This window comes from uncultured Brevundimonas sp., assembly GCF_963974615.1.
Classification (GTDB): Bacteria; Pseudomonadota; Alphaproteobacteria; order Caulobacterales; family Caulobacteraceae; genus Brevundimonas.
This window is the reverse complement of the sequence record NZ_CAXBDH010000016.1, coordinates 21227-43259: the sequence shown is the minus strand read 5'-3', so window position 1 is coordinate 43259 and position 22033 is coordinate 21227. Positions and strand designations below refer to the sequence as shown.

Here is a 22033-nt window from a genome sequence, read left to right as displayed (position 1 = left end):
GCCCGAAATTCGTAGCCGAATGGATCACCGCCATCAGTATCGACCGGACCATGATGAAGACCTCCAGCCTCGCCATCGCCGTCACCCTGCTGCTCGCTGCCTGCGGGTCGCCCGACAACTCCAGCGCCCAGGACAATGTCTTCGCCGAGAGCAATCGCCAGATTCCCGGCGACGCCAGCGCGATGAAGGCCAGTTTCGCCCCCGTGGTGCGCGAGGCGGCCCCGGCCGTGGTCAACATCTCGGCGCGCGGTGTGCAGACGATGCGCGATCCCTTCTGGGGTATTCCGGGTCAGCGTCAGACCGGCTCGATCGGCTCGGGGGTCATCGTCCGCGACGACGGGGTGGTGGTGACCAACCGCCATGTGATCGAGAACATGCAGCAGATCCGCGTCACCCTGGCCGACCGGCGCGAATTCGCGGCCCGGGTGGTGCTGGCCGACGAACGCTCCGATATTGCCGTCTTGCAGCTTGAGGGCGTCAACGAGCGCCTGCCGGTCCTGCGTATCGATGACCGTGAGGAACAGCAGGTCGGTGATCTGGTGCTGGCCATCGGCAATCCGTTCGGGGTCGGTCAGACGGTCACCAACGGTATCATTTCGGCCCTGAACCGCACCGACACCGGCATCTCCGACTCCGGCTCCTTCATCCAGACCGACGCGGCCATCAACCCGGGCAATTCCGGCGGGGCCCTGGTTGATCTCGACGGTGACCTGATCGGTATCAATACCGCCATCTTCTCGCGTTCGGGCACCTCGTCCGGCGTCGGTTTCGCCGTGCCCGCATCCATGGTGCGTCAGGTGGTCGATTCCGCCATGGGTGGGGCCAGCGCCGTGATCCGGCCGTGGCTGGGGATCAAGGGCGACACCATCACCGCCGAAGTCGCCCGCAGTCTCGATCTGGCCCGGCCGCAGGGCGTGGTCGTTACCGACGTCTATGCCGACGGCCCGGGGGCCCGCGCCGGTTTGCGGGCAGGGGACGTGATCACCGCCATCGACGGTCAGGAGATCAATGACCAGGGTGGACTCAATTTCCGTGTCGGCTCCCGCGAGCCCGGGGCCACGGTCGAGGTCGCCGTCCTGCGCGACGGTCATCCGCAGACGATCCGCGCCCGGGTTCAGAAACTGCCCGGTGAGGTCGATCCCGACCGGGCGGTTCTGATCCGGGAAGGTGGACTGTCCGGGGCCCAGGTGCTGGTGCTCAATCCGGCTCTTGCCGACAGTCTGGGTGGGGATCCGTTCAGCCGGGGAGTCATCGTCGGACGCGTCGTGCGCGGCAGCTATGCCGAACGCACGGGCTTCCGCACCGGTGACGTCATCGTCAGCCTCAACAACCGTCCGGTGACCACCGCCGCCAGCCTGGCCAATATCGGGCGCGGCACCGAGGTCACGATCGAGCGTCAGGGCCGCCGCGTTACCGGCACCATCCGCTGAGGTTCAACCCTTGACCGGTCCGCCGATCGACCATGTGTGGCCGAACGGGTCGCGCACCTGACCGTAGCGGTCGCCCCAGAACTGGTCGGCCATCGGCATCACCGGCACGGCGTCGGCCAGCAGGGCCCGGGCCCACCATTCGTCAGGGTCGTCGACCTGCAGATGCAGGGTCACGCCCTTGGGCACGACGTTCTGTTCGCCGTTGTATTCGGGGAATTCGTCATTGAGCATGACGCTGGAGCCGTTGATCAGCAGATGGGCGTGCATCAGCCGTTCGCCGTCGTCGGCGAGATGACGATTCAGCTCCTTCGCCCCGAAAGCACGGGCGTAGAAGGCGATGGCGGCCTCGCCGCCGCGACCCGGAATGGTCAGATGCGGTGTGACCCCGGACGTCGGGGCCTGGACTTTGGCATCGTCGGACATGTCGGCTCCTCTGGCTGTGTCGATACTAACGCGTGAAAAGCCCGTCGGTAACGCCTATCTGTGTGGGTTCATGACTGATCTGTTCGAAGCCTCCGGCATCCATCCCCCCGACGCGCCCCTGGCCGACCGGCTGCGTCCGGCCACCCTCGACGAGGTGGTGGGCCAGGACCATCTGCTGGGCGAGGGCGGGCCGATCCGGCGCATGGTCGAGGCCGGCCGTCTGGGGTCGATGATCCTGTGGGGTCCGCCCGGCACCGGCAAGACCACCATCGCCCGGTTGCTGGCCAATGCCGCCGGCTATCAGTTCCAGCAGATCAGCGCCGTCTTCTCGGGCGTGGCCGACCTGAAGAAGGCGTTCGAGGCCGCGCGCATGCGCCGCGCCGCCGGCCAGTCGACCCTGCTGTTCGTCGACGAGATCCACCGTTTCAACCGGGCCCAGCAGGACGGCTTCCTGCCGTTCGTGGAGGAGGGGGTCATCACCCTCGTCGGGGCCACGACCGAAAACCCCAGCTTTGAATTGAACGGGGCCCTGCTGTCGCGCAGCCAGGTCTATGTGCTGAAACGGCTGGATGACGCGGCGCTCGATCAACTATTGATTCGGGCCGAGGCACAGGAGGGCAAGACCCTGCCCCTGACGCCCGAGGCGCGACAGGCGCTGGCGGCCCTGGCCGACGGCGACGGCCGCTATCTGCTGACGATGAGTGAAGTGCTGTTCGACCTCGCCGACACCACCACCGAACCACTCGACGTCCAGGCCCTGGCCGGCGTGCTGCAGAAGCGCGCGCCCGCTTACGACAAGAGTCGAGAAGAACACTATAACCTTATATCTGCGCTGCATAAATCTGTTCGCGGATCGGACCCGGACGCCGCCCTTTACTGGCTGGCGCGGATGCTGAACGGCGGCGAGGATCCGCTGTATCTGGCGCGCCGTATCGTGCGCATGGCGGTCGAGGATATCGGTGAGGCCGACCCCCTGTCGCTGCTGGTCGCCAACGCGGCCAAGGACACCTACGACTTCCTCGGCAGCCCCGAGGGTGAACTGGCCCTGGCCCAGGCCGTGGTTCACCTCGCCACCGCACCCAAGTCGGTCGGGGTTTACGAAGCCTTCAAGGCGGCGAAGAAGGCCGCGCACGAGACCGGCTCCCTGATGCCGCCGGCCCACATCCGCAACGCCCCGACCCAGCTGATGAAGTCGCTCGGCTACGGCAAGGGCTATGCCTATGACCCCGACACGCCCGAGGGGTTTTCCGGGGCCAATTTCTTCCCCGACGAGATGGAACGCCGCACCTTCTACAAGCCGAAAGGCGAGGGCCACGAAGAGAAGGTCCGGGCTCGCCTCGAACGCTGGGCCACGATGCGGGCGGCCAAGACGGGGGAGCGGGCGTGAACCTCAACCAGGTCACCGTCGATGTCGCCGACATTCCCCGGGCGCGGGCTTTCTATCTGCGGCTGGGACTGGAGCTGATCGTCTCCAGTGACCACTACGCCCGCTTTCTCTGCCCCGGCGGCGCGACCTTTTCGATCCATCTGGCCGATCCGCCCCGCCCGGGCGGCACCGGCCTGTATTTCGAATGCGACGATCTGGACGCCCGGGTGGCGCGGCTGAAGGCGGAGGGCACCGTGTTCGACAGCGGTCCGGTCGACCAGAAATGGCTGTGGCGCGAAGCCTGGCTACGCGATCCGGACGGCAACCGGCTGTGTTTCTACTTTGCCGGTGAGAACCGGATCGACCCGCCATGGCGGGTTCACCCGCTAGCGTTGCCGTAACGCCGTTACGGGCGTAACTTCCCGGGGTTAACCTTGGGAGGGGTAGAATGACTGAAGCGAAAAAGGTCCCGTGGCATCTGTGGGTGGTCGGTGTGATCGCCCTGCTGTGGAACGCCTATGGCGGGTACGACTACTATATGACCATGACGCAGGGGGAGGCCTATATGGCGGCCTCGGGACTGAGTCCTGAGCTGATCGCCTACTATGGCGGCTTCCCGGACTGGATGGCCGGAGTCTGGGCTGTCGGGGTCTGGATCGGGGTACTGGGCGCGGTCTTGCTGCTGCTGCGGATGAACTGGGCCGTCTATGCCTTCTTCGTCTCGCTGGCGGCCTTCCTCGTCAGCGTCGTCTACACCTATGTCCTGTCCGGCGGGGCGGCCATCGTCGGTCAGCAGGGCATGATCATGAGCGCCATCATCGGGGCCGCCGCCCTGTTCTTCCTCTGGTATGCGGCCCGGATGCAGAAGCGCCACGTGCTGCACTAGAAGGCTGACGGGCGGTCCGGCATCGCCTATGCACGGCCGGTGAGCACCCGACCGCCCGTTTCCCTGTCCGATGAAGACATCGCCGCCGTCCGCGCGTGGGTCATCCACGAGGACGCGTCGGTGATCGCCTTCAACAAGCCCTCGGGCCTGTCCAGCCAGGGTGGGCGCATCAAGGCGCATACGCTCGACGACCTGCTGTGGGCCTTCGCCCGGTCGAACGGCAAGCGCCCCGACCTGATCCACCGGCTGGACCGCGACACCTCGGGCGTCATCCTCGCCGCCAAGACCAGGCCCGCCGCCGGCTTCCTCGGCAAGGCGCTGCAGGCGAAGAAGCTGAGCAAGACCTATCTGGCCCTGGTCGCCAGCGCGCCCGAACCGCGCGAGGGCCTGATCGACGCCGCCCTGCTGCGTCAGGAAATCGGCCGCGAAAGCTATATGCGCGTCGTCGCCCCCGACACCCCCGGGGCCCAGCTGTCGCAGAGCCGCTACCGCACCCTGGTCGCGACGGAGGAGGGGGCGCTGGTCGAGCTGTCGCCCCTGACCGGGCGCATGCACCAGCTGCGCGTGCACATGGCCCACATCGGCCGCCCCCTGGCCGGGGACCAGCGCTATGGCGGGGCCCTGACCCTGGCCGGCCGCGCCGCCCCGCGCCTGATGCTGCACGCCGCCACCCTGACCTTCCCCCACCCCGACGGCGGCCGCGTCACGGTCGAGGCCCCGCTGCCGGAGGATTTTGTGGCGCTGAAGGCGGCGGCGGGGCTCTGAACCCGGAACCACCGCCGCCGTCCGACGCTATCCCTGTGACCCCGTCCGGAGAGACCCGATGAAGCGCCTGACCCTCGTGACCCTCGCCGCCTCGGCCCTGGCCCTCGGGGCCTGCGCCAGCCTGGCCCCCTATGGCCCCCAGACCGCGCCGAACGGGCAGGGCTTTGCCGAGCAGCGCATTGAATCCAACCGTTTCCGCGTCACCTATCGCGGCGTCGGCGCACCTGGCCCGGTCGCCGACATGGCCCTGCTGCGCGCCGCCGACCTGACGGTCCAGACCGGCTACGACTGGTTCGAGGTGACCCAGCGCTGGACCGACGGCCGTCCTGACAGTGCCGGTGGCCTGCGCCCCAGCGTCTCGATCGGCGCGGGCAGCAGTCGCTATGGCCGCTATTCCACGTCCGGGGTCGGGGTCGGTGTCGGCCTCAACCTCAGTGGCCCGCAACCGACCTCGACGACGCTGGAAGTGATGATGGGCCATGGCGCGACGCCGGATCGCCCCACGGCCTATGGGGCCCGCGACGTCCAGGCCACCCTGCGCGGACGGCGCTAGAGCCAGAGCCCGCCACGGTTCGCGGCCATCTCGGCCTTGCCATCGGGCTCCGGACGTTCACAGTCCGGCCATGCTGTACCTCGCCCTCAAGGCCCTGCTGTCAGGGATCATCATCGCCGCCGTGTCGGAGCTGGCCAAGCGCAGCCCGGGCGTCGGGGCGCTGGTCGCCTCGCTGCCGCTGGTCTCGGTGCTGGGCATGATGTGGCTGTGGCACGACACCCGCGATCCGGTGCGGATGGCCGCCCATGCCGGGGCCACCTTCTGGTTCGTGCTGCCGTCCCTGCCGATGTTTTTGCTCATCCCCGCCCTGTTGCAGCGGGGGGTGCCGTTCTGGATCGCCCTGACGGCCGGCTGCGCCCTGACGGTCGGCCTCTATCTGGCGATGATCTGGATCGGGCCGCGTGTGGGTCTGAACCTGTGACCCAACCCTGGTGCCCGCCACGCGTCAGGGCCCGGTATTCGACAGACTCCCACCCTCCGTCATCCTCGGGCTTGTCCCGAGGACCCATTTTGCTGGCTTGCGAGTGGCCGAAACCTGGCCGCCAGCGATAGCCACGGGTTGAAGCCGAAATATAATGCCGGGATCAGCGACGCCTTATTCCACGTCGGCGTATGAACCAGAACGCAGCGATTGCGACGGGTATGAGGAGGATCGCCTGCCAGTCGCCGGTCGAAAAAGCTCCCATCAGGATTACAGCCCAGATTGCAATGAGTGCGAGAAATCCGATCCAGAATATCGCAGCGACGGTTTGTTTTCTGGTCATCCGATTCGTCATGAAAAATGGGCGATGCTTGCCGCACGGCCCACACTCGCAAACCTTCCTTAAACGCAGGTTGCGTTCAAACGTCCCGGATCGCTGCTGGCGCAGCGTCCGGGATGACAAGGGGGCCTCACCGCTGCCGCCGCCTGAACCCTCAGCGCCCCCCCCGCGTCAGGGCCCGGTATTCGACCAGACGTTCCTTGTCGCGCCGCACCTGGTCGGCGACGGCGTTGTCGACGTCCAGCGAGGCGTAACGGACCCAGTTCTCGATCCCCAGCTTGTCCTGGATGGCCGAGGTCGGGGTCTGCCAGCGGAAATAGGACAGGAAGCTCACCGCCACCCCCAGCACCACGGCCAGAGCCTCGAGGCCCCGGAAAACCACCTCCTGGCCGGGCGGCGGGGACTGGACCAGGAACACACCCAGCCAGATCAGCAACAGGATCGGCGTCAGGAAACGGTTGAACCAGCGCATCCAGTAGCGTTCGCGGCGCACGCGCCACAGCTCCATCTGGACGTATTTCTCGAGGTATTCCATGCGTGCGCCCAGCCACATGGTCAGCCGGGTCAGGTACATGGCGCGCTGGCCCCAGGCCTTGCCGTCCTGCTGGTACTGGGTCTCGGCCTGGTCGGCCATGGCCCGGCCGCTGGTGAACAGGTTCTGCAGTTCGCGGGTGCGCTGCACGATGCTGCGCGACAGCTGATAGGAGTCGTTCTCCAGCTTGAAGCGGTACTGGACGAACAGGATCGCCTGCGCCCCCCAGTACACACCGAACGCCACCAGCATGGCCGCGGCGGCGAGCGCCGGACCGGACGTGTCCGAGCCGGTCCATACGCTGAACCAGGTCGGGCCGATCAGGGCCAGAACGGCGAAGGCGGCCATGGCCAGCACCTGACTGATGCGCTTGACCAGCACATGGATGCGCAGGGCGTCGAAGATGCCCCGGCCATAGACATAGATGTCGCTGCGGATATCGGAGTCGTTGGGAAACCGCTCCTCGATCTGGCGCGCGTACAGGACGTGGAAACGGTCCGGCTTGCTGTTGCTCTCCCAGAACGGAAAGATATCCAGCGGCTGGTTGAAATATTCGTCGATGTGCGCCGACACCAGCTCCAGTTCCACCGGGTCGTGCGAGAAATAGGCGCTGTCCTGGATCGGCTGGAGGATGCCGTCGGGCGAGCGCGCCGCGCCGGCGTGCGGGGTCGGGATGGCCGAGGGCGCCGTCCGGTCAGGCAGATCGGCGGCCCCCGGAGGCGGGGCCATATGCGGCGGGGCCGCCGGGGGCGGCGCGGCTTCCGGATGGTGATCGTGATCGGACATGGCTGTCGCAACGCTCCCAGACTGCAGCCCGATCCTAGGGCAGACCGGTCCACAGACCGACGATCTTCCCTCAGGACGCGAACGCCTGCCTCAGCTATCGCCGTTAACCGGACCGGATCGCAAGTGAAGTTTCGGTCAGGCTTGGGGCCGGAAAGGCCGCGCCGTCTTCGCAAGGCCGTGATGCGCGCTATAAGCGCCGGATGATACGTTTTCTCATTGTCGCCGCGGGGGGCGCGCTCGGGGCCATGGCCCGTTATGGCGTCGGGATCGCCACCCAGCGGCTGGTGCCGGTGACGACCTGGCCGTGGGCCACCCTGACGGTCAATGTCGCCGGTGGTCTGGCCATGGGGCTTCTGGTCGGCTGGCTGGCGCTGAAGGCGGGGGCCGGTCAGGAGAGCGTGCGCCTGTTCGCCGCCGTCGGTCTGCTGGGCGGTTTCACCACCTTTTCGGCCTTTTCGCTGGAGACGGTGCTGATGATCGAGCGCCGTCAATTCGCCATGGCCGGGGGCTATGTCGCCCTCTCGGTGATCCTGTCGATCATCGCCCTGTTTATCGGCCTGATGGTCGCCCGCCGCGCCTTCGGAGCCGCCCTTTGACCCCCCCTGAAACCAACGACCCCATTCAGGACGCTGAACCCGCCGCCAAACGCGAGGTCCAGACCATCTATGTCGCCGAGGCCGAGGACGGCATTCGCCTCGATCGCTGGTTCCGCCGGCGCTGGCCCCACCTGTCCAACATCCAGGTGCAGAAGATGGCCCGCAGTGGCCAGATCCGCGTCGACGGTGGCCGTATCAAGCCGGAAGGTCGCCTGACCGCCGGTGCCGCGGTACGTGTCCCGCCGATCCCCGATGACACCTCGCGCCAGGCCGGGGACGTCCATACCCTGACCCAGCGCGACATCGATTTCGCCAAATCCCTCGTCATCTACGAGGACGACATGGTCATCGCCATCAACAAGCCGCATGGCCTCGCCGTGCAGGGTGGCACCAAGACCAGCCGCCACGTCGACCGGCTGCTGTCGGCCTGGGGCGAGGGCATGGACCGGCCGCGTCTGGTCCATCGTCTGGACCGCGACACCTCCGGGGTCCTGCTGCTGGGCAAGGGGCCCGAGGCGGCCAAACGTCTGGCCGGGGCTTTCGCCCGCCGTCAGGCGAAAAAGACCTACTGGGCCATCGTCATCGGCAATCCCAAACCCTCGGCCGGTCAGATCGACATGCCGCTGAAGAAGACCGGCATCAACGACTTCGAGATGATGCGCCCCGCCGACCGCAAGGACCCGCGTGGCGAGTCGGCCGAGACCGCCTTCGCCACCATCAGCCGCGCCGCCCACCGCGCCAGCTGGATGGCGCTTCGGCCCTTCACCGGCCGGACCCACCAGCTGCGCGCCCACATGGCCGGGATCGGTCATCCGATCCTCGGCGACCGCAAATACGGGGACGACAAGTCACGCGAGCTGAGCGGCATCCTGAAGCTGCAGCTGCACGCCCGCCGCATCGAGCTGGACCATCCGTCCGGTGGCATCCTTGACGTCACCGCCCCGCTCAGCCCCGAGGTGAAGGTCGGCTTCGCCCATTTCGGCTTCGACGAACATGAAGGCGACGACGATCCGTTCGAGGGAGTCCGCAGGCAGAGATGAGCATTGAGCTGAACCGGACCGCGAACCAGCTGATCGCCCAGGGACGGGCTGCCGAGGCCCTGCGCCTGACCGAACCGGCTGTGGCCGGGGATACGGTGGCGGTCACGGCCCTGAACGCTCATGCGGCTGTGCTCAAGGCGCTGGATCGCCACGCCGAGGCCGCAGTGTTCAACCGCCGCGCCGTGCAGCAGGATCCGAAGGACCGGATCGGCTGGCACAATCTGGCGGCCACCCTGTGCGACCTGTCCGACTATGCCGGGGCCCGCAAGGCGGCCGAGCGCGCCTTTCGTCTGGGGCTGGAGGCCCCCGAGACCTTTCTGGTGTCCGGTCGGGCCCTGCAGGGGCTGGCCATGTTCGACGGAGCCGAGCGGGCCTTTCGTGATGCGCTGAAACGCCGTCCTGACTATGTCGACGCCCATCGCGACCTGGCCCAGCTGATCTGGATGCGCACCGCCGACCCGGACCTGGCTCTGGCCGGGCTGGAGACCGCTGTGGCCGCCCATCCATCCCCTGCGCTGGCGGCCATGCAGGCCATGGTGCTGGAACGGGTCGGACGACCGCGCGATGCCTATGACGTCCTGCGTCAGGCCCTCGGGCGCTGGCCCGGTGACGCCCGGTTGCAGGTCGCCGCCGCCGGGGCCGCCTCCGATCTGGGCGAGACGGATGAGGCCGTGCGTCTGGCCGAGGCCGCCTGGGCCCAGGCCCCCGGTCATCCGCAATTGCTGGAATCGGTCTGCACCGCCTGGCTGGCGGCCGGGCGTCCGCGTGAGGCCTTTGAGGCCCTGGGGACGCGGCTGGCGATCGCCCCGCACGACCAGATCGCCCTGGCCTTCCGCGCCACCGCCGCCCGGATGCTGGGCGAGCCCGACTATGAACGGCTGTACGATTATGACGCCTTCGTGCGTCCGATGGCGGTCGAGCCGCCGAAGGGCTGGGCCAGCCGTGAGGCCTGGCTGACCGACCTGTCGGCCTCCCTGCACCGCCTGCACAAGCTGAAGAGCCATCCGCTGGAGAATTCGTTGCGTCACGGCAGCCAGACGGCCCAGAGCCTGCGCCAGTCCGACGATCCGGCGATCAAGGGCTTCTTTGAGGCCATCGACGCCCCGATCCGCGCCTATATGGCGGCGATCGGCACCGGTCCCGACCCGCTGCGGGCGCGCAATACCGGAGCCTATGACATTCGCGGGGCCTGGTCGGTGCGGCTAAAACCCGGCGGCTGGCACGTCGACCACATCCATCCGCAGGGCTGGCTGTCGTCAGCCTTCTATGTTGAGACGCCGACCGCCGCCCTCGACACGCCCGAACGCGAGGGCTGGATCCGCTTTGGCCAGCCGCGCCACCGGACCACCCCGCCGCTGGACGCTGGTCGCCACGTCCGGCCCGAGCCCGGCACCCTGGTGCTGTTCCCCTCATACATGTGGCACGGCACCGTGCCCTTCACCTCCGACGAGTCCCGCATGACCATCGCCTTCGACGTGGTGCCCGCATGAGTCGCCCGCTGGCTGTGTTCGACATCGACGGCACCCTGGTCGACAGCCGGGCCTCGATCTTCCGTGCGGCGACCGAGGCGGCCCGCGACCTCGGTCTGGCCGCGCCGGACTACGACCGGGTCCGCCAGATCGTCGGCCTGTCGCTGCCCAAGGCCCTGCACGTGCTGGAACCGGCCCTGACCGACGCCGAACTGGCCGATTTCGTCACCGCCTTCCAGCGCAGCTTCCAGCGCATGCACGCCGAACAGGTCGAGGAACCGCTGTACGCCGGGGCCATGGACACCCTGCGTCGGTTGAAGCGCGACGGCTGGCGTCTGGCCCTGGCCACCGGCCAGAACCGCCGCGGCGTGACCCGCAACCTGGCCCGCGCCGGCTGGGCCGAGCTGTTCGTGTCCAGCCACTGTGCCGAGGACGGTCCGGGCAAGCCAGATCCCGCCATGCTGTATGCCGCTATGGCGGCCAGCGGAGCCGACGCCGCCTCGACCACGATGATCGGTGACACCAGCCACGACATCACGATGGCACTCGGGGCCGGGGCTCATCCGCTGGGCGTGGCCTGGGGCTTTCACACGCCTGAGGAACAGCGGGCTGCCGGGGCCCACCACGTCGCCGACGACTTCACCGATCTGGAAGCCGCGCTTGAGCGGTTCGCCAGCGCGACCGTCGCCGCCTGATCCCGCTCAGACCAGCAGCCAAAGCCCGGCGACCAGGGCCACCCCGCCCAGGCCGATGCCAAGGGCGATGATCCGCAGGTTCATCTGCGGCAGGGGGTTGATCGAATGGGTGTTCAGCCGGGCGGCCATGGCGCAGGCCCGGCGTTCGGCCATGATCACCAGAAAAATGCCCAGCCCGATGAATACGGTGGCGATGGCCTTGGCCGCCCAGGTCGGCTCCATCGTTTTGAACAGGGCGTTGAAGGCCAGGCCGATGCCGATCGCCGCCATCGCCGTACGGGCCCAGCCGGCAAAGGTCCGCTCATTGGCCAGCGCCGTGCGATCCTCGGCCAGATCGGTGCGGTCCTCAGCCAGTTCGGTACGGTCGGGTCTGTCGTCGTCCATGGTTGGATAATCGGCCGGACGCCCCGATCGTTCCACCGTCCCGGGGCTGTGAAGCCCGCCGGACCGGTCTATAGAGCGCCGCATGAGCCATATTCCGCCCCTCGATCCCAATGTCGCCGCCCGCAAGGGCTTTCGTGAGTCCGAGGAACGGCTCAAGCGGTTCTGGAAGACCGTCGACGTCGCGGCCGAGGGCGACGGCTGGGCTGTGCGGCTGGACGGGCGCGTGCCCAAGACCCCGGCCCATGCCCGGCTGATCCTGCCGACCGGGGCCGCCGCCGATCTGGTCGCCGCCGAATGGGCCGGGCAGGGCGAGTTCCTCGACCCGGGCACCATGCCCGCCACCCGTCTGGCCTCGACCGCCATCGACCGGGTCAGCCGGGTGCGCGAGGCCGTGGCCGACGAGATCGCCGCCTTCGCCGGCTCCGACCTGCTCTGTTACATGGCCGAGGCCCCGGCCTCGCTGGTGGCCGAACAGGCGCAGGCCTGGGGTCCGTGGCGCGACTGGGCCGCCCGCACCCACGGCATCACCCTCGAGGTCGCCGAGGGCCTCACCCACCGGACCCAGGACCCCGCGGCCATCGCCCGCACCCGCGCCCTGGCCCTGGCGCTCGACGATTTCGCCCTGACCGGTCTGGCCACGGCCACGCCGCTGCTGGGCTCGGCCGTGCTGGCCCTGGCCTTGCAGCAGGGCGAGATTGACGGGGCGGGGGCCTTCGAACTGTCCCGTCTCGACGAGGCTTTCCAGGAACGCCAGTGGGGCATTGATGCCGAGGCCGCCGAACGCACCGCCGCCCGCCGCGCCGAGGCCGTGCTGCTTGACCGGTGGTTCCGGGCCCTGGGTTGAGGTCTGCCCGCCCCTTGATGTTAGGTTGGTCGTCTGACCCGAGGAGGCCCCATGATCCGCATCGTCGACCTGTTCCGCCCCAGCCGCCGCACCCTGCTGGCCGGCGGCCTCGCCGCCATCGCCCTGCCGGCCGTGGCCCAGTCCTCAATGATCGGGAACCCGGAAGCGTATGCCGGTGGCCGACTGCGCGCGCGCATCATTCCCGGCTTCCATCCCCCGGAGCCCGAGCGGCTGACCCGCCCCCTGGGTCTCGAGGCCCGCGACGCCTTCCTGTTCATCCCCGCCTCGCTGGATCTGTCGCAGCCTGTACCGCTGGTGCTGGCCCTGCACGGGGCCGGGCAGGCGGCCGCCGACCTGCTGGGCCAGATCGACCGCGAGGCTGCCCGCGCCGGGGTCGTGGTCCTGTCGGTCAGCTCGCGCGGCACCACCTGGGACCTCGAGGGCGGGCCGCTCGGGGCCGATGCCGCCTTCATCGACGAGGCCCTGCAGACGGTCTTCGACCAGGTCGCGATCGACCCGGCGCGGATCGCCGTGCTGGGCATGTCGGACGGCGGCTCGTATGCGCTGTCGACCGGCATGGTCAACGGTGACCTGTTCACCGACGTCATCGCCTTCGCCCCGGTCCGGTTCGTGGCCCCGTCGTCGCAGGGCCGACCGCGCTTCTATATCTCGGCCGGACGTCGCGACATGGGCAGTTCCTACGCCCACCAGCGCGACATGGCCCGCCAGCTGGACGGCTTCGGCTATCCGGTGCGGTTCCATGCCCATCCCGGCGGTCACATTGTCGACCGCGACGGTCTGCGCGAGAGCCTGACCCGCTTCGTCGCCGGTGGCGTCGCGCCCTGACGGTCGGGGATTGGTCCGCTGTTCTTGCCAGCCGGGGCCCGGCCACCTAATCCGGGGGCACGATCAAGGAAACGACCATGCAAGACATCCTCGACCAGCTCGAAGCCCGCCGCGCCGGCGCCAAACTCGGCGGTGGCGAAAAGCGCATCGCCGCCCAGCACGCCAAGGGCAAGCTGACGGCGCGCGAGCGCATCGAGGTGCTGCTGGACGAGGGCAGTTTCGAAGAGACCGACATGTTCGTCGAGCACCGCTCGCACGACTTCGGCATGCAGGACCAGCGTATCCCCGGTGACGGCGTGGTCACCGGCCGCGGCACCATCGGCGGCCGTCTGGTCTATGTCTTCTCCAAGGATTTCACCGTCTTCGGCGGCTCGCTCTCGGGGGCGCACGCGTCCAAGATCGTCAAGCTGCAGACCATGGCCCTGACCAACGGCGCGCCGATCATCGGCCTGTTCGACGCCGGCGGCGCGCGCATCCAGGAGGGCGTGGAATCCCTCGCGGGCTATGCCGACATCTTCCTGCAGAACACCCTGGCCAGCGGCGTCATCCCCCAGATCAGCGTCATCATGGGCCCCTGCGCCGGCGGCGACGTCTATTCTCCGGCCATCACCGACTTCATCTTCATGGTGAAGGACACCTCCTACATGTATGTGACCGGCCCCGACGTGGTCCGTACCGTCACCAATGAGGTCGTGACGCACGAGGATCTGGGCGGGGCCCGTGTCCATTCGCAGAAGTCCGGCGTCGCCGACGGGGCGTTCGAGAACGATCTGGAGGCCCTGTCGGAAGTGCGCCGCCTGATCGGCTTCCTGCCTTTGTCGAACCGCGAAAAGCCGCCGCTGCGCGAGTCCTATGACGACCCCGACCGCGACGAGGCCAGTCTCGACACCCTGACCCCGGCCAATCCGAACCAGCCCTACGACATGCACGAGCTCATCTTAAAGGTCGTGGATGAGGCCGAGTTCTTTGAAATCGGCCCGGATTTCGCCAGGAACATCATCACCGGTTTCGGCCGCCTCGACGGCCAGACCGTCGGCATCGTCGCCAACCAGCCCCAGGTCCTGGCCGGGGTGCTCGACATCGACTCCAGCCGCAAGGCCGCCCGCTTCGTGCGCTTCTGCGACGCCTTCGACATCGCCCTGGTCACCTTCGTCGACGTGCCCGGCTTCATGCCCGGCACCCGCCAGGAATACGGCGGCCTGATCAAACACGGGGCCAAGCTGCTGTTCGCCTATGCCGAGGCCACCGTGCCCAAGCTGACCGTCATCACCCGCAAGGCCTATGGCGGCGCCTATGACGTGATGAGCTCCAAACACCTGCGCGGCGACGTCAACTACGCCTGGCCCAGCGCCGAGATCGCCGTGATGGGGGCCAAGGGCGCGGTCGAGATCATCTTCCGCAAGGAGGCCGGCGACCCCGAGGCCCTGGCGGCGCGCGAGGCCGAATACAAGGAACGGTTCGCCAATCCGTTCGTGGCGGCGTCCCGCGGCTATATCGACGACGTCATCATGCCGCACGGCACGCGCCGCCGCCTGATCCGGGCGCTACGGACGCTGAAGAACAAGCAGCAGAGCAATCCGTGGAAGAAGCACGATAATATTCCGCTTTAGAGAGGGTTAGTCAGAAAGCCATTTAAGGTGCGCCTGAAAGCGTACACCGGGTGCCTGAGGGCTCGTGCCTTCAGCCGTAATCATGTTGCCGGTCCATTTTCCGTTTAGATGGATTTCGACCTCATCCACGCCAAATACAGACTCAATGTCTTCGATTTGAGTGTGTCGAGCAGTTCGGACCGTCGCGCGGAACGACTCGCCGTCTAACGTGTAATCGCCAATATAATACAGAGCGGCATCGCCCCCTCGGAGGCGGTTTTCGGATAAATTGACAACGCCTGCACCGCTCCCTTGAGCGGTGATGAAGTGGGCAGCGTACAAACCAGTCTTCATATTAGGTCTCGTAGTTTTGGGGGGTAGACGAGGTCGTGGCAGGCCGGCCGTGTTTACCAAGGAGGTGGACGGTCCTCGAGTGCATCGCCGAGTCCCGCTTCTTCAGAACGAATGTCCAGCATCAGTTCTTCCACCCACTCGACCATGCTGCGCCAAGCGGTTCGAACTGCGGCCGCGTCGGACAGCAAATACGCTTTAGGCTCGTGGAGTGAGAGAATGCCAAAGTCGTCGGGAGCATCATCATCCTCGGCGTACAAGTCTGACATGAGGGCAAGTGTTGAATAGATGGCCCCCGGCTTCAGGTCGGGCCGCTTGGTGTTCCAGACGTGAAAGGCCAGCCGTTCCGAACCCCGTTTCAGACCAAACTCAGGCTGAAATGCGATCTTGAATATGTTGCGCGGGCTCTCGTAGATTTTGTTCTGAGGCTTGAATCCGTCGCCTGGAGCCCCGTTCCGCCATAGACCGAGCTTGGTCAAACCGGCCACCATCGCCTTACGCTCGGGCAGCGGTGTTATCTTGCCGGCATATTCGAGCAAGCCAGCCAATCCTTCACCCGCGACGACATGCTTGTTGCTGGCGAGCTTCAGTCGACGATGGAAGTCATAGCCGTCACCTGACGGGAAGAGGCGCTTGCGCAGCTCAGTCTTCCGAGGTTTCGGATTGAGGGAAGCGACTTTCAGGAACGCAGCAACACCAAACGTAGGCATACCGATCCTCCAGTGGATGAAGGAATGGTTAAGCTGATTCGTCCGCGTGCCTAATAGTAGATTTCTTCCCTACGGCGATTCTCCACAAGAGCACCATTTTTCTGTGACCAACCTCCTCTTCCTCTGTTCCCGCAACCGCCTGCGCTCGCCCACGGCCGAGCAGGTGTTCGCGGCATGGCCCGGCGTCGAGACCGCCTCCGCCGGCCTGGCTCCCGATGCGGAGGAGCAATGCTCCGCCGAACTGGTCGAATGGTCCGACATCATCTTCGTCATGGAGCGCGCCCACCGCGCCCGGCTGCTGCGCCGCTTCAAGCCCCAGCTGAGGCGCGCCCGCGTCATCTGCCTCGACATCCCTGACGACTACACCTTCATGCAGCCCGAACTGGTGGCGCTGCTGGAGAAGCGGGTCGGGCCGCATCTTCCTTCTCCCCTTGCGGGAGAAGGTGGCCCGCGCAGCGGGTCGGTTGAGGGGTCACACCGGCGGGGACGGTGAGGGGGCCACCGGCGGTCGATGACTCTCGCCGTCAGTGAGACCCCTCATCCGTCAGCCTTCGGCTGCCACCTTCTCCCGCAGGGGGAGAAGGAATATCAAACCGCGTCCACCGCCCGCTTCAGACTGGCCCCGATCTCTTCGGCCTTGGCCTTCAGGCCGGGGTTGTCGATGGCGGTCATCGAGGCGACGGGGTCGATGGCGGCGATCTCGCTGCCGCCCGACGCCAGCGCCTGGACGATGACATTGCACGGCAGCATCAGCCCGACCTTGTCCTCGAATCCCAGCGCCTCATGCGCCGCCTTCGGGTTGCAGGCCCCGAGGATGATGTAGGGGCGAAAATCGACGTCCAGCTTTTCCTTGAAGGTGCCGGTGACGTCGACCTCGGTGATGATGCCGAAGCCCTCGGCCTTCAGGGTCTCGCGGGTTTTCGCCACGGCCTCATCGAACGGCAGGGTGGTGGTTTTGGAATGGTAATAGGTCATGGAAGGTCTCCTTCACCGTAAGCAACGGGCGGCCGCTGTTGGGGTTGCCCGCGCTGCGGATTTGGTGCGCCCCGTTCCCGAAACCGCGCGAGCCTCCGGCCCCGGGCAAGGCAAGACCGGCTCTGACGGTGTCGTCAATCAGAGCCGGTCCTGCTTAGCCTGAAGCCGGCGGGGTCGTCAGAAACGAAGGGGTCTAGAAATTGACCTGGATCCGGCCCGCGAGCAGCGTGGCGTCGCGATCGGGAACGCCGGGCACGTCCTTCACCGAGCTCAGCCCGTAATTGGCCATGAGGCGAAGGTTCTCATTGAGGTACCAGTTGGCACCGAGGGTCATCGACCTGCCGACGCCATGTGCAAACGCGCCGTCGTTGAGGTCCAGCTCGCTGTAGCGGGCCACCATCTCTACGGCCCTGTGGCCCGGTCTCAGCCGAACGCCGGAGACGACCCCGGAGGACCGGGAGTAGCGGTATCTCTGTCCCGTGACCACCCATCCGGCCTGGGCGTACCACCCGTCAAAATTGAGCGTGGGGTTGCTGTTTCGGGTCAGGGTGGAGGCGACATACTGGCTCTGGAACAGGAGAGGGCCGTGCGACAACGCCACTTCGGCACCGATGTTGGTCAGGTGTTTCGGGTCGGCGATTCCCCCGGTTCCGAGCAGGGTCGGGGCGAAATTTGATCCGGGGTCGGCCTGGAAACGGGTCACCTTGCCGGCCGAAAAGGCGCGGTCCTCAACCCCCGCACCAAAGTGAACGAGGTTTCCCCTGCTGTTGATCGGGGCAACGGTGAAGCGGCCGGAGTATCCGGTTCCGCGCTCTGCAGTGCGACCGTATTCATCGTTCAGGGCGTTGCCGAAATATCCGCCTGCCAGTGTCCAGTGACGCTGGGAGTATCGGGCCCCGACGCCGACGCCGAACCCGGGGGTCAGGGCCGTGACGATGGAGCGTTCCATCAACGGAATACTGTTTGAACTTTGCGAGCCTTCCATCGCGAACGGGACGATGAAATTGCCGGCCGTGATCTTCAGGTCGTCGGTCGCGCGAACGGACACCCAGGCATTCCGCCAGCCATCAGTACCGGCAAACTCACGATCAACGCGGAAGCGGATGCGATCCGCGATCTTTCCGGACAGTTCGAGCCGCGCACGCCGGAAACCCGATGTCGTCAGGTTGGAGCCGTTTTCATCATAGGAAAGCCCGTCGTAATGAAGGCGGCCGCCCAGAGTCAGCTCAAAATTTCCACCCGCCGTCGTCAGGGTGACGCCGTCAGAACTGGTGCTCACGCCGTCTTCTGCATGGGCGATGGCGGGCAGGAGCAGGGCGAAGGTGGCTCCGACAAGAAGGCCGGGGTTCCGTCTTAAACAGGTCGTCATCATTGATTTGTTTCCGTTAATTTGATGGAAGAGAGGTTGAATTTTTCGAATACAGTCTCTGCAAGCGCCCCATGTTCGGCTGCATCGGTGAAGGAATGAGAAATCCCGTCCAGCACTGTGAGGCTCGACGGCGCGGCGCGAATGCCTCTCTGGTGGGTCTCCCGTTCCATGGCAGCGAACCAGTTCCGCGCGCGTGCGAGCCGGTTGTCGCCCTGCAGCTGATCGAGCTTGCGGCTGGTTCGGAATGCCTCATCCCGCCCAACGTCACGCGCTCCCACCAACACGTGGCGCGGCACTGCGAGGAAGCGGTCGGGGTCGAAACTGTGCTCGGGTATCGGACAGGACCCGATTCCGAGAGGATAGGGCAGGTCAGTCGTCGGGAAGGTGTACCAGCCGGCTGCCGCGATCGCGATTGAGGTGATTCGTTCAGGGTGCATCATCATGAATCGATGCGCGAACTGGGCACCACCCGAGAACCCGAACATATAGAAGCGTTCGACGGAGACGCCCGTGTCGGTCGCCACGGCGTCGAGCATGTCGAACAGGGCTTCATCCGCCCGAGGGCGGGTCGGTTTGTCCATCACCTGCTGATATTGACCGAACGCTTCCCTGACGAACAAAGGGGCGATCAGGATGGCCCCCGTGCGATCCGATTTGGCACGGAACCGAAAGACGTGCTCGGCCGCATTCCGTGTGATGCCGTGAATCAGGGTGACTACCGGCGAGCTCGCGTCGGCACCTCGCGGAACATAGACGAAGCACTCTCTCACCGGCTCGCCGGGGAAGGAATGAAAAATGACCTGGCCGCGGGGCCAGTGGCCTTTTGATTTGTCGAGGAGGGGTCCCGGCTTGTGCGGACATGCAAGGTTCAAGTCTCATTCCCTTTTTCAGCGTGGCGGGCTTCCAGCGGGAAGATATTCGTTGCCCCGGAGGTGACGGTTTTGTCTATCAATGCGCCGTCCTCGATGTGCCAGATGCGTGTCGCGCAACCGGTGATCTCGGGGCGTGAGGCGGTCATCAGCACGATGCCGCGGTATTCACGAAGTATGTGCGTGAGCCGCTCTACGACCTCAGGAGTGAGGTGACTGTCGACCGAGTCGATCAGAAGGATGTCGGGAGAGCCCAGAAGTGCGCGCGCCAGCAGGACCGCCTGGCGTTCGCCCAGGGACAGGTTTGCACCGTCGCCCCTGACTTTGGTGTCCAGGCCATGGGGCAGGCGCGCCACCAGCCGGTCAATGCCACAATCGGCAAGGTGGCGAACGATTTTCTCCACGCCTGTCTTGGGTGCGCGATAGCGCAGGTTCATGCCAAGGCTGCCCTTGAGCAGCGGCAACGCCGGACTTGCGAATCCGACAAGGCGTCGCAACGCGCCGGGGCTGAAGCTTTGCAAATCCTGCCCGCGATAGAGGATGGTCCCTTCGGTCGGCTGAATCAGTTGGGCGAGGCAGGCGAACAGGGTGGACTTTCCGGCTCCCACCGGTCCCTGGACCAGCACGATGTCGCCGGGATCGGCGCACACGCTTACGCCGGTCAGGTCGGGCGTAACGCTGATCGAGTCGATGACCAGACCGGAGTGGACATTTCGGGAGCGGGAATTTCCGACGGTCCGACGGCGAACCGGTTGGCGGAGTGCGGTCTCAATTCGTTCGCGCGAGATTTGTGCGGGATACCACATCTCTATCGCTCGACCGAGATCACGCATGGCGGAAGCCAGGAGTCCCACCAGACTTATCGTTCCGACAACTGTGCCCGGGGTGAACCGACCTGCCTGGATCTCATGCATGCCGACGAACAATGTCACGAGGATCATCAATGAGCCGGTAAGGTGTGCGATCCCCCGCATACCTCCTGTCACCCACGCCCGGCGTATGCCGGCCTGGTTGAGCGCCAGGGTGCGCGCGGCAACTTTTTTTCGTTCGCTGCGCGACCGGCCCATCATCTGAATTGCTGCGGCACTGGCCAGTCTTCCCGAAACAAATCCGGCAAGGGCACCGCGCCGACGACGCAACTCACGTACAGTGGTGTCCAGTGGACGACCGAGGGCGAGCAGAACAGCAATACCTGCCGCCATGGTCATGCCGATCGCCAGGCTCAGGACCAGGCTCTGGCTGCCGATCGCCGCAAGCAATGCCGTAACGGTAATTACTGACACGCTGACGCGGGCAAGTCCGTCACTGACCCATTGCTTGATCGCAGACAGATCGCCGACGAACGGCAGGAGTACGGCTCCGTGGCTGTCGAGCGCCGGCCGTCGAGCCGGTATCTTCATGTGATGATCGAACAGCTCGAGGCGGACGTCGGCCGTGTATTTGAGGCCCAGGCCCTCTCCCAGTCGCCGCTGTACGATTTCGAGCAGGAAGGCCAGGAAGACGGCACCGGTGAAGACCCCTGCCAGTAGTCGAAGATCCAGACCGGGAGCGGTATGACCCCTGATCAGATTATCGAAAATATGCCGAACGCACCATGCGGCGCTGGCGGCGGCCAAGGCTTGCGTCAACGCCGTCGCCAGGAGAGCGGCGAAAATCTTCCGACGCTCGATATTCCAGAGCGAAACCATTCCTAAATCAGGGGCGCAGTGGCAAAAACGGGCAGGGTCATACACAGTTTGGTGGCGAGCACGGGGTCAGAAAGACTCGAAATCCCCAGCACCGGCAGGCCGACGGCATCCTCAACCTCGCGCCCTCCAAGTGGAGACGCCGACACGACCCCCGAGACCGCCAGCACGGGCAGGCCGCGATCCCTTAGCCAGTTCACTCCGGCAGCAGCCCCCATGGCATCGCCAGCCGCGAAAATGACGCCGTTCAGGCGCGACTGGAATCGGGAAGAGGCGAGAAGATGCGCCGTTTCCTTTTGCAGCACCCCGTCTGCGATTTCGATGATGACGACGTCGACGTCACCGCTGGAAAGCTGATCAACAAGCGAGAGCGCGACATATTCAATTTCCAGCGGCGTCAGACCGGCGGTGGAGGCATGCCCCATGTCAGTGAAGTCGAGGACGGTCCGGGCACCCGCATCAACGAGGGACCACAGGTCACCGCCCGATCCCGTACCGGTGACCTTGCCGGCGCTTACCTTGAGTCCCGCGCGCGACAGGCCATGCACCAGTGAAGACGCCGTCGTTGTCTTGCCCGCGTTCATCGATGTGCCGGCCACGACGATGACCACGGGATTACCGGTGGGGCGTTGCACGTCATTGAGAGCGAACCGTCGGAGATTGAGAATCCGGCCCTCTGCGTCACCCAGCAGGCCGATCGGTATGATGCGCGTCGGCTTCATGTTCTTGCTGTGGCGACTCAGGACCCGTGCAGCGACCCCCCCTCCCGCAGCGAGATCGCACGGACCGAGATCGTCCGGAACGACAGCCTCGAATTGGTCCGGCGCATAGCGGGCACCGAATGCGACGATGATCTCGTCGCCCGGATAGAGTTTGCAGCGTCGCCCGTCCCGGGACTCCAGGCGTGCATGGAGGCCAACGCTCTCGACTCTTGCCAAGACAAGATCACCTGCCAGCGGCGCACATTTCGTCGTGAGTCGACAGGCCAGCGAAAAATCGACGCGACGCGTGGTGAATGCGCGCTTTGCGGCGGCAACCCGACCCGGCTTCAGGTCGGTCCCCGTCAACGCTTCTCTCCGTTCGGGTAGCGGCGGGAGAGCCAATTCTTC

General features: G+C 66.1%; 25 protein-coding genes. 15 read left to right on the top strand and 10 right to left on the bottom strand.

Going from position 1 to position 22033, the window contains the following annotated elements; translation table 11 throughout:
- The first annotated feature begins 50 nt into the window (after positions 1-50).
- Positions 51-1430, top strand: a complete 1380-nt coding sequence (locus tag AAC050_RS11900; protein ID WP_339915307.1) for a trypsin-like peptidase domain-containing protein — start codon at positions 51-53, stop codon at positions 1428-1430.
- A gap of 3 nt (positions 1431-1433) precedes the next feature.
- On the opposite strand, the gene AAC050_RS11895 is transcribed toward AAC050_RS11900, so the two are convergent.
- Positions 1434-1853 (bottom strand): VOC family protein, encoded by a 420-nt coding sequence (locus AAC050_RS11895; RefSeq protein ID WP_339915306.1) that lies wholly within the window; start codon positions 1851-1853, stop codon positions 1434-1436.
- Between the two features lie 70 nt (positions 1854-1923).
- On the opposite strand from AAC050_RS11895, the gene AAC050_RS11890 reads away from it, so the two are divergent.
- The 6 genes from AAC050_RS11890 to AAC050_RS11865 all read left to right on the top strand — a co-directional run bounded on the left by AAC050_RS11890 (position 1924) and on the right by AAC050_RS11865 (position 5844).
- Complete coding sequence (locus AAC050_RS11890) at positions 1924-3240, top strand: replication-associated recombination protein A (protein ID WP_339915305.1); 1317 nt, start codon at positions 1924-1926, stop codon at positions 3238-3240.
- A complete protein-coding gene (locus AAC050_RS11885; protein ID WP_339915304.1) occupies positions 3237-3620 on the top strand; it encodes a VOC family protein in 384 nt (127 codons plus the stop codon). The genes AAC050_RS11890 and AAC050_RS11885 overlap by 4 nt, the downstream gene beginning before the upstream one ends.
- A gap of 47 nt (positions 3621-3667) precedes the next feature.
- Complete coding sequence (locus tag AAC050_RS11880) at positions 3668-4105, top strand: hypothetical protein (RefSeq protein ID WP_339915303.1); 438 nt, start codon at positions 3668-3670, stop codon at positions 4103-4105.
- 39 nt (positions 4106-4144) lie between these two features.
- Positions 4145-4870 carry an RluA family pseudouridine synthase gene (locus tag AAC050_RS11875; protein ID WP_339915302.1) on the top strand — a complete coding sequence of 242 codons (726 nt, stop codon included), beginning with the start codon at positions 4145-4147 and terminating at the stop codon, positions 4868-4870.
- A 58-nt stretch (positions 4871-4928) separates the two neighbouring features.
- Complete coding sequence (locus AAC050_RS11870; protein ID WP_339915301.1) at positions 4929-5423, top strand: hypothetical protein; 495 nt, start codon at positions 4929-4931, stop codon at positions 5421-5423.
- A gap of 70 nt (positions 5424-5493) precedes the next feature.
- Positions 5494-5844: a DUF3147 family protein gene (locus AAC050_RS11865; protein WP_339915300.1), complete on the top strand. Its 351-nt coding sequence runs from the start codon at positions 5494-5496 to the stop codon at positions 5842-5844.
- A gap of 494 nt (positions 5845-6338) precedes the next feature.
- Here AAC050_RS11865 and AAC050_RS11860 read toward each other — a convergent pair whose 3' ends face one another.
- Entirely contained in the window at positions 6339-7502 is a 1164-nt protein-coding gene (locus AAC050_RS11860) for a hypothetical protein (protein ID WP_339915299.1), read from the bottom strand.
- 200 nt (positions 7503-7702) lie between these two features.
- On the opposite strand from AAC050_RS11860, the gene crcB reads away from it, so the two are divergent.
- The 4 genes from crcB to AAC050_RS11840 are packed head-to-tail and all read left to right on the top strand — an operon-like array spanning position 7703 to position 11302.
- The gene (crcB, locus tag AAC050_RS11855; RefSeq protein WP_339915298.1) at positions 7703-8098 is read left to right on the top strand and encodes a fluoride efflux transporter CrcB; all 396 of its coding nucleotides are present in this window, start codon (positions 7703-7705) and stop codon (positions 8096-8098) included.
- Between the two features lie 23 nt (positions 8099-8121).
- The gene (locus tag AAC050_RS11850) at positions 8122-9138 is read left to right on the top strand and encodes an RluA family pseudouridine synthase (RefSeq protein WP_339915339.1); all 1017 of its coding nucleotides are present in this window, start codon (positions 8122-8124) and stop codon (positions 9136-9138) included.
- Positions 9135-10628, top strand: coding sequence for a putative 2OG-Fe(II) oxygenase (locus AAC050_RS11845; protein ID WP_339915297.1), 1494 nt, complete (start codon positions 9135-9137; stop codon positions 10626-10628). Before AAC050_RS11850 ends, AAC050_RS11845 begins: the two co-directional genes overlap by 4 nt.
- A complete protein-coding gene (locus AAC050_RS11840; RefSeq protein WP_339915296.1) occupies positions 10625-11302 on the top strand; it encodes an HAD-IA family hydrolase in 678 nt (225 codons plus the stop codon). Before AAC050_RS11845 ends, AAC050_RS11840 begins: the two co-directional genes overlap by 4 nt.
- 6 nt (positions 11303-11308) lie before the next feature.
- Here AAC050_RS11840 and AAC050_RS11835 read toward each other — a convergent pair whose 3' ends face one another.
- A complete protein-coding gene (locus AAC050_RS11835; protein ID WP_339915295.1) occupies positions 11309-11686 on the bottom strand; it encodes a DUF202 domain-containing protein in 378 nt (125 codons plus the stop codon).
- 82 nt (positions 11687-11768) lie between these two features.
- Here AAC050_RS11835 and AAC050_RS11830 point away from each other — a divergent pair, with 82 nt between their 5' ends.
- From AAC050_RS11830 to AAC050_RS11820, 3 genes are all read left to right on the top strand, one after another.
- Positions 11769-12530 carry an ATP12 family protein gene (locus tag AAC050_RS11830; RefSeq protein ID WP_339915294.1) on the top strand — a complete coding sequence of 254 codons (762 nt, stop codon included), beginning with the start codon at positions 11769-11771 and terminating at the stop codon, positions 12528-12530.
- Between the two features lie 51 nt (positions 12531-12581).
- Positions 12582-13376, top strand: a complete 795-nt coding sequence (locus AAC050_RS11825; protein ID WP_339915293.1) for a PHB depolymerase family esterase — start codon at positions 12582-12584, stop codon at positions 13374-13376.
- Between the two features lie 77 nt (positions 13377-13453).
- Entirely contained in the window at positions 13454-14986 is a 1533-nt protein-coding gene (locus tag AAC050_RS11820) for an acyl-CoA carboxylase subunit beta (RefSeq protein ID WP_339915292.1), read from the top strand.
- Positions 14987-14992: 6 nt separating this feature from the next.
- On the opposite strand, the gene AAC050_RS11815 is transcribed toward AAC050_RS11820, so the two are convergent.
- Together AAC050_RS11815 and AAC050_RS11810 are read right to left on the bottom strand one after the other, a co-directional pair.
- On the bottom strand, positions 14993-15319 hold the full coding sequence (locus AAC050_RS11815) for a hypothetical protein (protein WP_339915291.1): 327 nt from the start codon (positions 15317-15319) through the stop codon (positions 14993-14995).
- A gap of 53 nt (positions 15320-15372) precedes the next feature.
- Positions 15373-16026, bottom strand: a complete 654-nt coding sequence (locus AAC050_RS11810) for a hypothetical protein (protein ID WP_339915290.1) — start codon at positions 16024-16026, stop codon at positions 15373-15375.
- Positions 16027-16129: 103 nt separating this feature from the next.
- On the opposite strand from AAC050_RS11810, the gene AAC050_RS11805 reads away from it, so the two are divergent.
- Positions 16130-16519: a low molecular weight protein tyrosine phosphatase family protein gene (locus AAC050_RS11805; RefSeq protein WP_339915289.1), complete on the top strand. Its 390-nt coding sequence runs from the start codon at positions 16130-16132 to the stop codon at positions 16517-16519.
- A gap of 95 nt (positions 16520-16614) precedes the next feature.
- On the opposite strand, the gene AAC050_RS11800 is transcribed toward AAC050_RS11805, so the two are convergent.
- The 5 genes from AAC050_RS11800 to AAC050_RS11780 form a co-directional block, all read right to left on the bottom strand.
- The gene (locus tag AAC050_RS11800) at positions 16615-17001 is read right to left on the bottom strand and encodes a DUF302 domain-containing protein (RefSeq protein WP_339915288.1); all 387 of its coding nucleotides are present in this window, start codon (positions 16999-17001) and stop codon (positions 16615-16617) included.
- A 193-nt stretch (positions 17002-17194) separates the two neighbouring features.
- Positions 17195-18373, bottom strand: coding sequence for a porin (locus AAC050_RS11795; protein WP_339915287.1), 1179 nt, complete (start codon positions 18371-18373; stop codon positions 17195-17197).
- A complete protein-coding gene (locus tag AAC050_RS11790) occupies positions 18370-19242 on the bottom strand; it encodes a hypothetical protein (protein WP_339915286.1) in 873 nt (290 codons plus the stop codon). Before AAC050_RS11790 ends, AAC050_RS11795 begins: the two co-directional genes overlap by 4 nt.
- Positions 19239-20927, bottom strand: a complete 1689-nt coding sequence (locus AAC050_RS11785) for an ABC transporter ATP-binding protein (RefSeq protein ID WP_339915285.1) — start codon at positions 20925-20927, stop codon at positions 19239-19241. The genes AAC050_RS11790 and AAC050_RS11785 overlap by 4 nt, the downstream gene beginning before the upstream one ends.
- A 2-nt stretch (positions 20928-20929) precedes the next feature.
- The gene (locus AAC050_RS11780) at positions 20930-21991 is read right to left on the bottom strand and encodes a DUF1611 domain-containing protein (protein WP_339915284.1); all 1062 of its coding nucleotides are present in this window, start codon (positions 21989-21991) and stop codon (positions 20930-20932) included.
- Positions 21992-22033: the final 42 nt, after the last annotated feature.